The following is a 13,912-nucleotide window of genomic DNA, read 5'->3' on the forward strand; positions in this document are numbered from 1 at the left end:
CACGATGCCCGCCAAGATCGGTGCCGGTATCGCCGCCGCCGTTGCCGTCGTGATCCTCGCCCTGAGCCTCCCGCACTCCGAGGGCGCGTCCGACAACGCGTCCGACACCCGCCCGCAGACCACCGTTCCGGCCGGTCAATACACACCCCGCCCCGCGCCGCTCCCCACGTATCCCCAGTACCCCCAGTACCCCGCAACGCCGACCCGGCCGGCGGCGGTTCCGGACGACCAACCGGCCACGCCCCCCGCCGAGCCCTCGGCTTCGCCGACGGCGACCGCGACGCCCGACGCCATCGGTGAGGCCGAGGTCGGCTCCTGCTTCGACGACAAGGGAACGAGCACCCACCCCGACCTGGTCTCGACGACCTACACATCCGGGGTGTTCAAGGTGGTGCGGATCGCCCGGGGCACCACCGACCTGGACAGCTGCCAAAATGTCACCGACAACGACGTGCGTGTCGTCGAAACGCAACAACCTCGTGCTGTGCCTGAGTTACCAGCATCCGAACGGCACCGCCTACCACGCCCGGGCAGGGGACTGCGTCTACGGCCTCAGCAGCGGATACTCCTGGAACGCGTGGCCCTGCCAGACCGGGAACTTCAAGGTCCAGGCGGCCTACCGGGACACCACCGACACCTCGAAATGCAACTCCTGGCCGAACAACAACCTCTGGAAGACGTTCACCGTCTCCTCCGACACCGGCCTGAACGTGCTCCTGTGCCTGTCGATCAACTATCCCGACGACCTCGGCCGCGCCGCGGTCCGCACGTGCCTGCGAAAGTCCGGCACCGATGCCCATCCGACCTTCACCAACGTCGGCTCCTGCGCCGGCTCGAACGTCGTGGTCACCGGACGCACCGCCGCCCCCCGGAACGCGGCATTCTGCGGACGCGACGGCTCGGCGTACTGGGACTCCCCGGAGTACCCGGCACTCAGCTACACCGTGTGCTGGCGGTGGTTGTGGAATGGCGCCGGCGGCGATCGCAGCTCAGGGCCGGGCCGTCTCGGTCGCCCGGCCCGAAATCGCGGGACCTCGAGGGTCGTTCGATGTCACACGATCGGCCACGAGACACCGGGGAATGCGGTGGTGAGGAAGGACAACCCCAGCCAGGAGACCTCCGCGTGCGGGGCCCCTCAGACCGCTGTGCAGATATCGGAGCGGGCACGCCCCTCGGGGTCGTCGGCGACTCGAACAACCACAGCGCGAGGTTGGGGCCAAAAAGAGAAGGGAGCAGGATGAAGAATCGGTTCGAGGTCGGCTGCGCGCCATGCTCGGTATGGATGTCGGCCGAGTCCTCGGCAAAGGCGTCAGCGAAAGTTGGGAGTGCGGTGGCAACCGGCCGGTACCGGGAGGCTCATTCTTGGGCGGCTCGCCCGCCCTCCCAGCTGAGCTTGACCTTCAAGTGGCCCTCGAGGCTGGATGTGGCGATGACGGCACCGGCTTCGGTGCTCAGACGCACCCCGAATTCCACCTCGATCTTGTCCGGGCACACGGGCGCGTCCCGGAACTGACCGAGGATCATGGACGAGGCGTCCCGCACACTGCTCAGTGCGGACCCGAGCGAGGTCGACGCGGAACGAACCGCATCCCGGGAGCGGGAGACCGGGCTGATCTCAGGGCCGTCCTCCGCGATCTCCACCAGCACCTCTCCGCCGTTGTCCAACGACCAGCGAGCGATCTCGGCCATGTGACACCTCGTCCGTGAGTAATGGCGCGTGTTTCGTAGGTGCTCCCGGCTCAGGGGCACACGGACCCCTTGTGCGCCCCGGAAGGGATCACATCCTTGATATTGTGCGAATCGTTGACCTGGGGGCCCAGGAGCTCGCAGAGGCGGTCGATGCCGGGCTTCCGGCTGGCTTCGCCGGCCTCGGCCGCGGCCGCCACCCGCTGGAGGGGACTCCGCCCGCCGGAGGCCGCCGACACGACGCCCAGCGCCGTGCCGTCTACGAGCAGGACCGAGCCGTCCGGGGAATCGCCCAGCGGCATCAGCGTCGGCCAGGCTAACGAATAGGGGTAGCGGCCGACGTGTTCTCCCGTGGTAAGTGACCGAATGGACACGCTGCTCCTCAAGGCCGCAATACCGGTTACGTCGGCTTTTCCATTGATGGCATCGATATCGGGGAAGACGGAGAACCATGCGGCGGTCCCGGTGGCGTTGAGGGCGAGCACCCCGTCCGCCTCCGCAGGGTCGAGGCGCGGGATATATCCCGTCTGCGCGCCGGTGGCGATGTTCCAGGCCCTCAGCTCGGCAGGGGCGCCGGGCGCGCCCTCGAGAACTGCGGCGACGGTCCGGCCGTCCAGGCTCGTGATGAACTTCTGTGTCCGGGTCGGATCCGCCAGCGCGGCGCGGGTGATCCGATCGGGTTCCAGGCGCACTCGGGTCAGGGTGATGTCGGTGCGCATCGAGGAATCGTTTGCCTCGGCTTCGCCCAGGATCGCGGACTCGCCGTCCGGCCCCAGCCAGAAGTCGAACACCGCGCTCCGCCACGGTAATACGGCCTTGCGGAGGAGCTTGCCGCTCTTCAGGTCGACGAGGTACAGGGTGTTGCGCTGACCTTCGGCCTTCGTGGGCTCCGGGCTGTCCGGCAGCACCAGCCCGAGTACCCGGTTGTTCGGATCGATGCTCATGGTGCGCCCGCCGAGCAGGGGCAGCGGGGCGAACTCGGTACCGAAGACGACCCGGCGTTCGACCGTGTCGTAGACGACCAGGCAGATCTTGATGGTGGTGAGGCCCGGCACAGGGCAGGAGCCGGGGACATCCCGCTTCCCCTGTATGTCCGGAAAGAGCTGGTCCTGGATTGCGACGTACCGTCCGTCGCGGCTGATCACCGCTTTGTTGGCCAGGTCGTGCTCCACCAGCACCTCGTCCAGGGGCTCAGCCACCAGCCCGCGCCCGGTGTCCCTCCACGGGACGATCTGGCCCTTCGGAGCGACCGTGACCAGGGTCCGGCCGTCGGCCGCCACCAGGTGGGTCAGATCCTGAAGTTCCCCCTGGTAGTGGTACGACAACGAGGGAAATCTCTGCGCGGCCGGTGTCGATGTCGGGGATTCGTCGCGTGGTGCCGTGGTCGTCGCACCGAGGTTCGGCACTATCCGGTCGACGGGACCCAGTCCGTGGAAGACGTCCGGCAGACCGCTGTCCGGGTGCGTACGGTAGGAGCGCAGGCCCAGCTGCATCGCGCCGTAGGGGTCGTAGGAAGCCCGCTCCTCCGCCCTGGTGCGCAGGGTCCCCGCGAGCGACTGCGCCACCTGCTCGCTACGGTGCTGGTAGATCAGCGTCCCTGCCACCACCGCGAGGGCCAGGGCGACGGAGACCGTGCCGTTCACCCGCCAGCGGCGCACGCGGCCGGCCTTGATGTATTGAAGCTCCCGGGCGGAGAGATGAGCCTCATGGGTGCGCCCCCACAGGCGGGCGTCCCTCAGCTCGGCACCGGCAAGCAGCCGCCTGCCCGGGCGGCCCTGTTCGGACCAGGTGGCCATGCGCTGCCGGACGGCGTCCTGCCAGACACGGAACGCGCGTTGCTCGTCGCAGAGTTCGCGCAGGTGCCGCCAGTGCAGCAGGAGCGAGTCGTGCGCCAGTTCGATACCGGAGGCACCGCTCGGGTCACCACCGATCCGGTGCATCACCAGCAACCGTGAAGTGACTGGATGAGGAGCCGGTCGGCGACCTCCCGGCTCTCCGGGTCGATGCCGGCCCAGATCCGGTCCGCGTAGCGAGCGAGAGCCTGTGAGATGCCGCCCAGTTCCTCGTACGCCGCGTGGGTCAGCAGACCCGCCCGTCGGCGCTGCCACAGTTCGGCGAGAGTGAACTCGAGCAGGGGCAGGGGATTCGGGGTGTGCTTCAGGTCGTCCAGGATGCGTTCGACCAACCCGTCGGCGAAAGCGACCGTGCCGACACTCTCCAGCGGCCCGGTCATGACCCGGCGCAGCTCGGCCTCGGTCATCTCGCCCACGGTGACCGGCAGCCACGTCCGGGCCAGTTCGGTGGCGGCGCGATCGGTCAGCGCGGCCCCCAGGAAGGTGTCGCGCAGGTTCACCAGCACACATAGTCGGGACCCGGCGGACAAGCAAGGCAAAAGAGCGCGAACGAATGCGGAGCGGTCGTTGTCCGACGCCGCGAAGAACTCCTCGAACTGGTCGACACACACGACCAGTTGGTGCGCGCGGTGCTGCTCCAGCACAGCCGCCACAATGTCGGACAGTTGTCCGCCGGCCAGCCAAACCTCGGTCGCGGCAACCGACTCCAGCCTGGTCACCGCTGTGAGGTCGGGGCGCATCAGCCGGTCCAGGGCGAAGGCCAGGGCGGTCAGCGGGGTGGCGGCGTCGGACGGGCGTAACGCCAGCGTGAGCCGGACGGTGCCGGAGGAGTCGGCGCCATGCAGCCGGGGCATCACGCCCGCATGCCACAGCGAGGACTTCCCGGTGCCCGATCCGCCGATGACGCTGATCAGCGGCGCTCCGGAGCGGATGCGGTCGACGAGCTGACCGGCCAACTCCTCGCGCCCGTAGTAAAGATCGGCGTCCTGCTCGGTGAAGGGCCGCAGCGCCCGGTACGGAACGCGCCGCTCGATCACCTTGGCCAACTCGGGCCACGCCTCGAGCAGCATGTCCACCGGAAGCATATAGCCGATCTTCGTGCCGGCGCCGGTGACCCGGTAGCCGACCATGCCCACGGCAGCGTCCGCGTCGGTGCTCCACACCGGGGCTCCGGAAAAGCCGGGGCCAACATGGCCTGCCGTGCCGGGTCGCTCTCGATCTCCACCCAGCCCGTGGCAACGGAACCACCCTGGCGCCCGTGCACCCAGGTACCGAGCTCCAGACCGCGGGGAAAGCCCACCATGACCAGCGAACCGTCCAACTCCCCGTACCGTCGGCTCAGGACGAGCGGCCGAGCGTCCGCAGGCGGTGGCTCACGCAACCGAAGCCCGGCGACGTCCATCCCGTGCTCCGGCAGGGGAGGCCGCCAAGCGACGACGTCGGCGAACTGCCGTCTACCGGGAGCGAGCAGCGGGAAATCAACACTGACCGAGGCCCCCTCGATCGGGGCCTCGTCCGTTGATATCCCGAGAACCCCGGCGACCACGTGCGCGGCCGATATCAGATGCCGGGGGCCGGCAAGAAAGCCGGCACCGACGGGCTCGTCACCGTTCCAGATCCGGACCAGCCCAGCCTCAAGAGGCACACGCACATTGACCCCCGTGTGATGGCTTCTGCTCCAACGGTACCGACATTCCACCTCGCGCCCGGGGTGGAATGCCGGTACCGGACGCAAATCGAAGCGATCGTTACAACTCAAGGAGTTGTCCCGTCGATCCTTTGGTTGTCCGAGGCCGTCCGGTTCATCGGCCACCCGGCGAGGGCCGGGTCGTGTAGACCGGTGATGCCGAGCATGGCGTGGCGGACGCCGTCCCTTTCGAAGCGGCAGTCGCGGAGGATCTTCCACGCCCTCATGCGGGCGAAGCGTGCTCGATGCGCGCGGAAGTAGCGGTGGTCGGCGTTGTGTTCGTGTCTCCAGTCGGGGAGTTCGTCTCGGCCGCGTTCGCGGCGGTGGGGACGAAGACGCCGGTGCCGTGGCAACCGCCGTCGCCGGTCACCCGCACGGTTCCGTCAGCGGCCTCGGCGCCGGACGGGCCCCATGCCTTGCAGCCGTTGCGGTTGCCGGTGACCGGGCGCCCGACCGCGACGACCAGGCGGGCGTCGACGACCTGGTGGTTCGTGGAGTACCGGTAGTTCTTCACCGCGGGGTCGCGGGTCGACAGCAGGGTACCGTCGACGACCAGCGCGGCACCCTTGCGAAACCGCTTGCGTGGCTGCGGCCCGAGCAAGGGGTCGAGATGGTCCACGACGCGGTCCGCGGCGGACTTCGACACCCCGAACAACGGCGCCGGTTGACAGCGTGTCAGGCTCGTGCGCCAGTACGCGGCGACCAGGAGGACCCGGTCCTCCGGAGGCAGTGCCCACAAGTCGGCCCTTCCGGGCCGGGTCGGCTCCCTCGCACCGCCACGCGGTGACCGGCTTGCCGAACCGACGCGGGCTCGGTCCGGCGAATTCCGTATCTGCACTCGCAGGTCTACCGTTTCCCCTCCCGGGAGAGGCCAACGGCCCGGGTACGTCGACACCTCGCCCGCGCACCGGCCGCCGACCGTGCTGGGACGGCACGAAGGCCTCTGGCGAACCCCCACGCCAGAGGCCTCCGTGCCGTCGGGAGCCGCAAGTCGGCACAGCCATCGCACGCCCTGCTGCGGATGTGTGGCCGCAGGCGGCAACACCCGCGCGACCGAACGATGTCGGGAACACATCACCGACGTCGGGCCGGGATCTCGACGGGACCCTGATGGTCCGACTCGCTCGCCGACCTCAGCAGCTTGCAGGGCTTCCCTGCGGCAGGTTTCGGGCCGGCAGGGACGGTGGTCTCGTGCCGCAATGGTCCCGCGCGACGTCACCCCACCGGTCAGGGACCCGAATTCCACGTCGCAGGGAGCAGCACTCCCGCCGACACCCCACCCGCCGAGGACACCAACCCGGACGGACGCTGTCCCTGCGCGGTGCTGAAGTCGACCGTGCCGCCGACGAACCCCGCGTCGCGGAAGTCGACCGTGCCGCCGGAGAACTCCGCGCCGGTGAAGTCGACCGTGCCGCCGGAGAACCCCGCGTCGCGGAAGCGGACCGTGCCGCCGGAGAACAGCGCGCCGGTGAAGTCGCCGCCGTCGAAGACCACTTCGGTGAGGTCGAGGTCGTGGCCCTGCCAGGAGCGGGGGTCGTGTTCGGGGGGCGGGCGCAGGTGGTCGCGAATGAGGCGGATGACGGTGTGGCGGACCTGGCGCAGTGCGACGTACTCGTGATGGGCGGCGGTGTCACCCAGGGGCAGGTGGGCTTCGGCGGTGTAGGGCAGGCGCAGGTACGCGCACAGGACGTCGATGCAGGTCTGGCGGAGTTCGCGGGTGGGTGCGTCGTCGGCCAGGCCCGCCAGGGCGTGGACGCCGCCCAGGCGCACCGCCGGGGATTCGTGGCCGAGTTGGCCGACGGCGGTGGTGAAGCGTTCGGTGTGCAGACGGGTGGCCTCGCGCAGCGCGCCTTCCTCGTCCACGCGTTGGCGACGGTACGCCACCACCAAGGCGACCAGGGCGCCTGCTCCCGCGACCACCCCGAACGACAACTTCACCATGTCGAACAACGTCTTCGACGGCAGCCGGCGCTCGCTCTGCAAAGCGTGGACGTCCAGCAGGTTCCAGGTCGTGACGAACACGGCGCCGGCGACGATCAACGCGCCGACGAACACCAGGGCCAGGACACGGCCGACCGGCCACAGACGCAAACCGTCGCGCTGGGGCGGACGCCGTAAGGGATTCGGGCTCATACCCAGCGAGACGCCCCCCTCCCCGAGCAGTTCACCGCTAACCGGGGGCGGGACGGGTCGGGGCGTTCGGGTACGCCGCGAGACGTGGTGTCGGGTTGCTCGGCCCGCAACGATTGGGCAATGCCGGTCGATCCCGCGTCGCGGGGTGGAAGGTTGGGCGTCGTCTTGTCGGGGCCGGTCCGGGTTGCGGGGGTGTCGGGTGGTCGTACGGGTGCTTGCGGGGCGCTACGAGCTGGTGCGGTTCGTCGGCCGGGGCGGGATGGGCGAGGTCTGGGAAGCCCTGGACCGGGTGATCGAACGGCGGGTCGCGATCAAACTCCTCGCCCACGGGCCCGGCGACACCGCGGGGGCGGCGTTCTTCTTCCGGGAGGCCCGCGCCGCGGGCGCGTTGCACCATCCCGGCGTGGTCACCGTGCACGACCTCGGCCGCGACGACGCGGACGGGTCGCTGTTCCTGGTCATGGAGTTCCTGCGGGGCGGTGATCTGGCGTCGATACTGCGCGAGAGCGGTGCACCGCCCGTGGCGGTCGCGGTGACTGGGCCGCGCAGACGACCGCGGCGCTGGCGCGCGCACGCGTCGAACGTGGTGCACCGGGATCTGAAGCCGGCGAACCTGATGCTCACCGACGACGGGGTCGTGAAGATCCTGGACTTCGGGATCGCGCGGTTCATGGAGTCCACGAACCGCTCCAGCAAGGTCATGGGCACTCTCGCCTACATGCCGCCGGAGCGGTTCGACGTACAGCCCGGTGACGCCCGCTCCGACCTGTACTCCCTCGGCTGCGTCCTGCACGAATTCCTGACCTGCGACGTTACGTTCGACGCGAGCGGTCCGATCGCGATGATGAACGCCCACCTGCGCAGGACCCCCACCCGCCCCGGCGAACAACGCCCCGACGTGACCGCCGCCCTGGACGACCTCGTCTGGAACTCCTCGCCAAGGACCCCGCGGACCGACCCGCCGGCGCGGACGACGTCCACCGGCGCCTGCGCGCCCTCACCGCACACGCCGCACACGCGCTCCCGCACCCGAGCGGCCCCGGGCGGGCCACCGGCGGCGGCACCGCCCACCGAGCCCAACCCGCGCACCCCGCCACCCGCCGGACACGCCGTGGACCCGGCCACCGGCCCACCCACGATCACCCGACCGGTCGCACCGCCCGCGGCCGTCCCCGACCTGCACCACACCCCGGAGCCGCAACCCGCCGGGGACGAGCGGGGCGACGACGGATCCGACGCCTCCGGAGGCATGCCCGCGTCGCCGGGGCGACGCCGGTTCCTGTGGCTCGCCGCCGGCACCGCAACCGCCCTCACCGGGGGCGGCATCACCACCGCCCTCGTCCTCAACCGCCGCACCACCCCGCCGGGGACGAAACACACCCTCGCGACAAGGCTGTGGACGTACACCACGGCTGACAAAATCGCCTCCTCGCCGAGGCCGGTCGGCGGCATGGTGTACGTCGGCAGCGGCAACAATGTGTATGCGCTGGACGCCGGCACAGGCGCCGACAGGTGGATCCACCACACCGGGGGGCTCCGTCTCGTCGCCGACGGTGGCGAACGGCGTGGCCTTCGGCGGCGACGAGCGCAACGTATACGCCCTGGACGCCGCGACCGGCACCACGAGATGGATCCACCGCACCCGGGACTCCGTCTCGTCGCCGGCGGTCGCGGACGGCGTGGTCTACATCGGCAGCAACGACCACAACGTGTACGCGCTGGACGCCGCGGCCGGCACCGGGAAGTGGAGGTGCCCCACCGGGGATGTCGTCTCCTCGGCGCCGGCGGTGGCGGGGGGTGTGGCCTACATCGGCAGCGACGACCACAACGTGTACGCCCTCCAGGCCGTCACCGGAGCGGGCCCCGTGTAGAGGGCGCCCGTGGCCGTCGCGCGTCCGGCCTCGGCGGTCCTTGCTTCCGCGGGTGCCCGCGCCGGATAGAGGGGTGTTCGCGGGCAGGAGTCGGTAAGGGTCCCGGTCGTGCTGCGCGGCCTGGCCGGATCCTCTCCATGGGCGAGGTGGGGTAAGCGAGATCCACCCGGACGAGTGGCGCCCGCACCGTCCGGCGCGCGGCGTACCCCGCGGGGCGGTTTCGCCGGCCCGATGTAACCCGCCGGTGCCGTTCGCGTCGCGGTCACCCCGGGCGGGTCGGGACCCACCACCTGCCGACCGCGCCGCCCCGTGCCCGTGGATGGAGCCGTTCGCGTCCGTCACCGGGGGGCGGGGTCGGTCGTCGTGCCCACCGTCGCGTCCCACATCACCCGGCGTGGAAAACAGGGAACCGAACACAGTCCGAGACGCCCCGGACCCGTCCTACCTCTTTGCCGTGGCACGAGCCGTCACGCACACCGTGTTCGGCCGCAGGCACATCGCCTCGATGTCGGAGGCGCTCATGGGCGACGACGTCGGGGACGCCGAGACCGGCGGCCGATCCGCAGAGGAAGACCCCCCGTCGAGCACACGCGTCGCCGTCCATGCCGCCACGACGACGAACACGAAGACCAGCACATACCTCCGGTACCGACGCATCACTCCCCCGGGGCCTCGGAACGGCGACAGCGTAACTGCGGCCCCCGACACGGCATCATTGTGCGATCGTCGACCTCGCCGGGACCACCGGCCGGTCGGGAGCGCGGCCCCGGCCCACGAGGCCGGACGGCCTCGCCCCGGAGCAGTTCGGCATCATGACGAGGGTCCAACGGACCGGCGACGTCCTGCCGACCCGGCCGGTGTTCGTGGCGCGCGAACGGGCGTCCATGGCCGCAGACCCCTCGTCGGGGTCGATGGCGAAGCACGAGTGGCGACCGGGCCGAACCCGCAACGGGCAACGGCGATCCCGCGGTTCGCCAAAGGCCTGCCAAGGAATGAGGACCTCTCGGCCGATGAGGACGACAACGTCGGGCGAGGGCTCCCGCGGGCCCGACGGCCGGGGCCCGAGGCCCTCGGCCGTGAGCCGGCCCGCACGCACCGCCCGAACCGATCCCGGCCGGCCGGACTCGAGGAGCGGCGGAGCCACGGTCGGAAGTCCGAGAGCGGGGCGAGCCGATGGCCGCGCATCAACACACCGACAGGTCGACCCGTAGATCCGGAGCGCACGGGCCCGGAGTCGACGTGGTCTGGATTGCGTCCGGTCCCGGCGGCGGCTCCCGCCCCGCACGGCTCCGCGGTTGCCCGGGAAGTCGGGGATCAGGGGCCGCTCGCCTCCCGGCCGGCGCGCGCTTCCCGGGTGGGCGCCGGCGATGACGGCGAACCCTGGTTCGTGACGCCTCCCAGGTCCTTGGCGGGCTTGGCGACCACCGTTTTGGCGGGACTGAAGCCCGTGGCCGTCACGGGGCCGCGCGCGTTGACCGCCTGGCCGCGAGTGGGGGTACTCGCCGGTTCCGATCGCGTGTTCTGCTCGGCGGCTCTCGCGTATCGCTGCCACTGCCACTCGGGCGTACGAACGGCCGAACGCCGGCTTTCGAGGTCACGGGTCAGGGTGGCCCCGGCCTGGCCCGCCGCCGGCGGGACCATTCGGTAGTCGGACATGTACTCCTGTATGACGCTGCCTCGCCGCTCGTAGACCCGCTGGATCCGCGGGTCGACCTCCGAGCCCGGGGCGCGCACGAGATGCTCGGCCATGGCGTCGTACAGGTGGGCGTCCCGGGCATCGCCCAGCGGTTGGCTCATCCGCGTCTGCGACCGGACGGTCTGCTCGATCACCGCGGGCAACTGCGCCGCCGGGACCGCGTCCCCGTGTTCCGCGACCACGCGACGCATCTCGTCGGCCAACGGCCGACCGTCGGTGACCTTGTCGAACGGATAGGTTCGCGGCGGGAATTCGTAGCCCTCGACGCCGTTGCCGTCGGGTGTCCGCATCCAGCTCTCGAACCTGGCCGCCTCCTCGGCCGTCATCGTGCGATCGTGCTCCATCTCCATGGATATGTTCACCTCGTGGCGGGTGAAGTCGCCGAAGACCGTTCGTGCCTCCTCGGCCCTCGCCGCGGCCAGCTCGCCGAGTTCCCGTGCCCTGGCGTCCAGGGCACGGTTGACGCCAGGCGCCAATCGATCATCCGGGATCGCCGCGAGCACGGACCCGGTGAAGGCCGTCGTCGCCACTTCGCGCAGCAGACCATCCAGTCGAAACGCCCGGTTGAGCTGCTTTTCGTGCTCCGTCAGTTCCCGTTCCACCGACCCGGACTCCGTCATCCCGTCCCCACCCCGTTCCACTCGACCGACAACACCACCGTCACGGATACGAAACCCCTCGTGCGCACCGGGGGCGGGCCGAGGCCGACCGACGCACGTCACACGACCGTGACCGTGACCGATTGTGCCTACCGTACCGGCGGTTCGACCGGCGGGCAGCGCCCCCGAGGGCGTTCACCGATCACACGAGCACGACCCGGCGTCCGCGGGTATGACCGGCGTGACTGTCAATGCGCACTGCCGCCGCCGCGCCGCGCGCCCCGGCCGGCTTGCGGGCACCCGGACCGGGATCCGCGACCGCGCGGCGTCGGTGGATGGCGGCGCCCGTCCACGCGATCGAAGGCCGGCCGTCCTCGACCACGGCCGCCCGTCCGTTCCCCGAGTTCGCGGCAGAACGCTCCGTCCGCGGGCGACACCCCCGTTTCGGGAGCGCGTTTCGTCGTCGCGGGCGCGATTCCCGGGACGCGTCGACGGCGAACCCCAGCTCCACGTGGACACCGTCGCGTTCACCGTCAAAGCCCACCACGACCTCCTCGCCGACGCCGACCTGTTCGGCCTGCGCACCGCAGCGGACCTCTCACAAAACCAATTCCCCGGCATCAGCACCCAACCCCTGGCCATCCAGCAAGCCGCGCAGACGATGACGGCGACCTTCGGCGCGCGCGGCTTCCGCTCCGCAGCCGTCACCACCTTCTCCGCAGTCGCCGCCGGCATCCCCCACCACCCCTTCCGGACCCACAAGATCAACTCCGCTTCGACTGCCCCTTCGCCTTCCTCGCCCTGCACCGCACCTCCCGACTCGTCCTCAACGCAGGCTGGATCACCGACCCCGGCACCTTCGAGGAACCCTCCTACGACTGCTGAGCGCCCCATGCGCCGCAGTGCCGCACGACAGCAGGCGAGGCCCTGCACTACGCAGGCGCCGACCACGCTCCGACGGCCGAACAGTGCGACGCGAACGCAACGAAGGCCCAGCGCCGGGCGACACCGATCGAGCGGCCACCCGCAGGAGGCTCTCGTCAGGAGTCCTCGATCTCTTCGGTGATCCAGTCGTGGGGCACGAGCGCTTGGCCGTTGCTTCGTCTCCATCGGGCCTCGACCGCGCCACGGAAGGGTTCGTCGTCGAGGTCGGCGTGCTCCACACGATGACCTGGAAGGCGCCGTTCAGGCAGTCGACCGTGTTCTGGATCGTCTTGTGGAGGTTCAGGAGGGCGGCTCGGTCGGGTCCCGCGAGCGAGCGGGCTGCCCTCTCGCGCGTCCTCGGGGAAGCAGACCTGGTATGGCTGATCGAGGATGAGGAAGCGATCCGTGCCGCACCCCGGGTCACACCGCACACTGACCCGCCATCGGGAAGACGCGACCCTCGTGCGCGACCTCGCCCCCGCGTTCACACCCCGCCACACCGTCCATGGCGTACCCGAAATCCCGGGCCTCATCGTGCAATCCGGGCATCGAATCCAGGGACGGGACACACCGCAAGGGCAGCTGGACTCGGTCCTGTTCCGCGGTAAGCCGAAGGCGTGGACCATGAGCCACCATGCGCCATGTATTCCGTGGCGAAGCGCGTGGCCAAGTGGTTCCTGGGCTCGGTGGCGTCGGTCATTCTGGTGATACTCGGCCTCGTCGCGTGGGGCCTGTTCGTACACTGGAATCTTCCGAGTCCGCCCGACGTCGACAAGGTGGCCGGTGCTCCCGAGGTTCGTGCGGCCCAGCGGACGGCCGTACGGGACGTCGAGGCCGTGTACACGACGCTGGAACAGACCATGGGCGGGCGCGCCGAGCAGCGTGCCGAGGCGGTGGTTGCCTGGTCGGCAAGGTGTGCGGTGCCCAGTTGGCCGGATGTCATCGCCGTGCACGTCGGCGGTCGTGAGTCGCACGGGTCCGTGAGCGCGAATGTGGGGACCGTTGGTGGTGACGACGGCGTCGAACGCGCGCAGCCCCGCGACGTGGGTGTCGGGGCGGGGACGGATCGCCTCGGTGATTGTGGAGACTCCGTGGAATTGGGTGGGCATGGTGGTGAGTTGGGGTCGGGCGTCGGTGGGCCGCCCCGGATGCGGGCCGGTGCTCGGGACGGCCGGGAGGAGTCGGCCGCCCAATATTTATTGAAGTGACTTTCTCTGCGGAAATCGTATTCCGTCTGGACAAGGTGAAGCGTGGGCTGTCCCTCCGCAGCGAAGGGAACCTCGACGAACTCCGCAGTGGGCTTGCGGAGATCATCGAGGACCGAACCCTCACCCTGGGGGAGTGGGCAAGCCTGTCGGACATCGACTTCGACAACGAGGCGGACCTCTACCGCTTTCTCGACGGGTGTTACGCGTATTTCTTCGGGAACCGCGAAGGCTTTCCTGTCGCTCCCCGCTGAGGCG

General features: G+C 70.2%; 8 protein-coding genes and 3 pseudogenes. 5 read left to right on the plus strand and 6 right to left on the minus strand.

Annotated elements, in window-relative coordinates:
• The first annotated feature begins 455 nt into the window (after positions 1 to 455).
• The gene (locus OG948_RS34955; RefSeq protein WP_406300431.1) at positions 456 to 1,241 is read left to right on the plus strand and encodes a hypothetical protein; all 786 of its coding nucleotides are present in this window, start codon (positions 456 to 458) and stop codon (positions 1,239 to 1,241) included.
• Positions 1,242 to 1,356: 115 nt separating this feature from the next.
• On the opposite strand, the gene OG948_RS34960 is transcribed toward OG948_RS34955, so the two are convergent.
• The 4 genes and pseudogenes from OG948_RS34960 to OG948_RS34975 all read right to left on the minus strand — a co-directional run bounded on the left by OG948_RS34960 (position 1,357) and on the right by OG948_RS34975 (position 7,317).
• Positions 1,357 to 1,689 carry a CU044_2847 family protein gene (locus OG948_RS34960; protein WP_331769038.1) on the minus strand — a complete coding sequence of 111 codons (333 nt, stop codon included), beginning with the start codon at positions 1,687 to 1,689 and terminating at the stop codon, positions 1,357 to 1,359.
• 50 nt (positions 1,690 to 1,739) lie between these two features.
• Positions 1,740 to 4,669: pseudogene (locus OG948_RS34965) on the minus strand (hypothetical protein).
• Between the two features lie 625 nt (positions 4,670 to 5,294).
• Positions 5,295 to 6,101 (minus strand): annotated as a pseudogene (locus tag OG948_RS34970) (transposase family protein).
• A gap of 352 nt (positions 6,102 to 6,453) precedes the next feature.
• Positions 6,454 to 7,317 (minus strand): hypothetical protein, encoded by an 864-nt coding sequence (locus OG948_RS34975; protein WP_331769039.1) that lies wholly within the window; start codon positions 7,315 to 7,317, stop codon positions 6,454 to 6,456.
• 301 nt (positions 7,318 to 7,618) lie between these two features.
• On the opposite strand from OG948_RS34975, the pseudogene OG948_RS34980 reads away from it, so the two are divergent.
• Both OG948_RS34980 and OG948_RS34985 read left to right on the plus strand, forming a co-directional pair.
• A pseudogene (locus OG948_RS34980) lies at positions 7,619 to 8,854 on the plus strand (protein kinase domain-containing protein); the annotation flags it as partial.
• A gap of 58 nt (positions 8,855 to 8,912) precedes the next feature.
• Positions 8,913 to 9,230 (plus strand): PQQ-binding-like beta-propeller repeat protein, encoded by a 318-nt coding sequence (locus OG948_RS34985; protein ID WP_406300432.1) that lies wholly within the window; start codon positions 8,913 to 8,915, stop codon positions 9,228 to 9,230.
• Positions 9,231 to 10,544: 1,314 nt separating this feature from the next.
• Here OG948_RS34985 and OG948_RS34990 read toward each other — a convergent pair.
• Together OG948_RS34990 and OG948_RS34995 are read right to left on the minus strand one after the other, a co-directional pair.
• Positions 10,545 to 11,546, minus strand: a complete 1,002-nt coding sequence (locus OG948_RS34990; RefSeq protein WP_331769041.1) for a hypothetical protein — start codon at positions 11,544 to 11,546, stop codon at positions 10,545 to 10,547.
• A gap of 1,019 nt (positions 11,547 to 12,565) precedes the next feature.
• Positions 12,566 to 12,688: a hypothetical protein gene (locus OG948_RS34995; RefSeq protein ID WP_331769042.1), complete on the minus strand. Its 123-nt coding sequence runs from the start codon at positions 12,686 to 12,688 to the stop codon at positions 12,566 to 12,568.
• Between the two features lie 411 nt (positions 12,689 to 13,099).
• Between OG948_RS34995 and OG948_RS35000 the strand changes: the two genes are divergently transcribed.
• A complete protein-coding gene (locus tag OG948_RS35000) occupies positions 13,100 to 13,657 on the plus strand; it encodes a hypothetical protein (RefSeq protein ID WP_406300433.1) in 558 nt (185 codons plus the stop codon).
• A complete protein-coding gene (locus OG948_RS35005; protein WP_331769044.1) occupies positions 13,654 to 13,908 on the plus strand; it encodes a hypothetical protein in 255 nt (84 codons plus the stop codon). The genes OG948_RS35000 and OG948_RS35005 overlap by 4 nt, the downstream gene beginning before the upstream one ends.
• The last annotated feature ends 4 nt before the right edge of the window (positions 13,909 to 13,912 follow it).

The sequence above is a fragment of the Embleya sp. NBC_00888 genome (genome assembly GCF_045207655.1).
Lineage (GTDB): Bacteria > Actinomycetota > Actinomycetes > Streptomycetales > Streptomycetaceae > Embleya.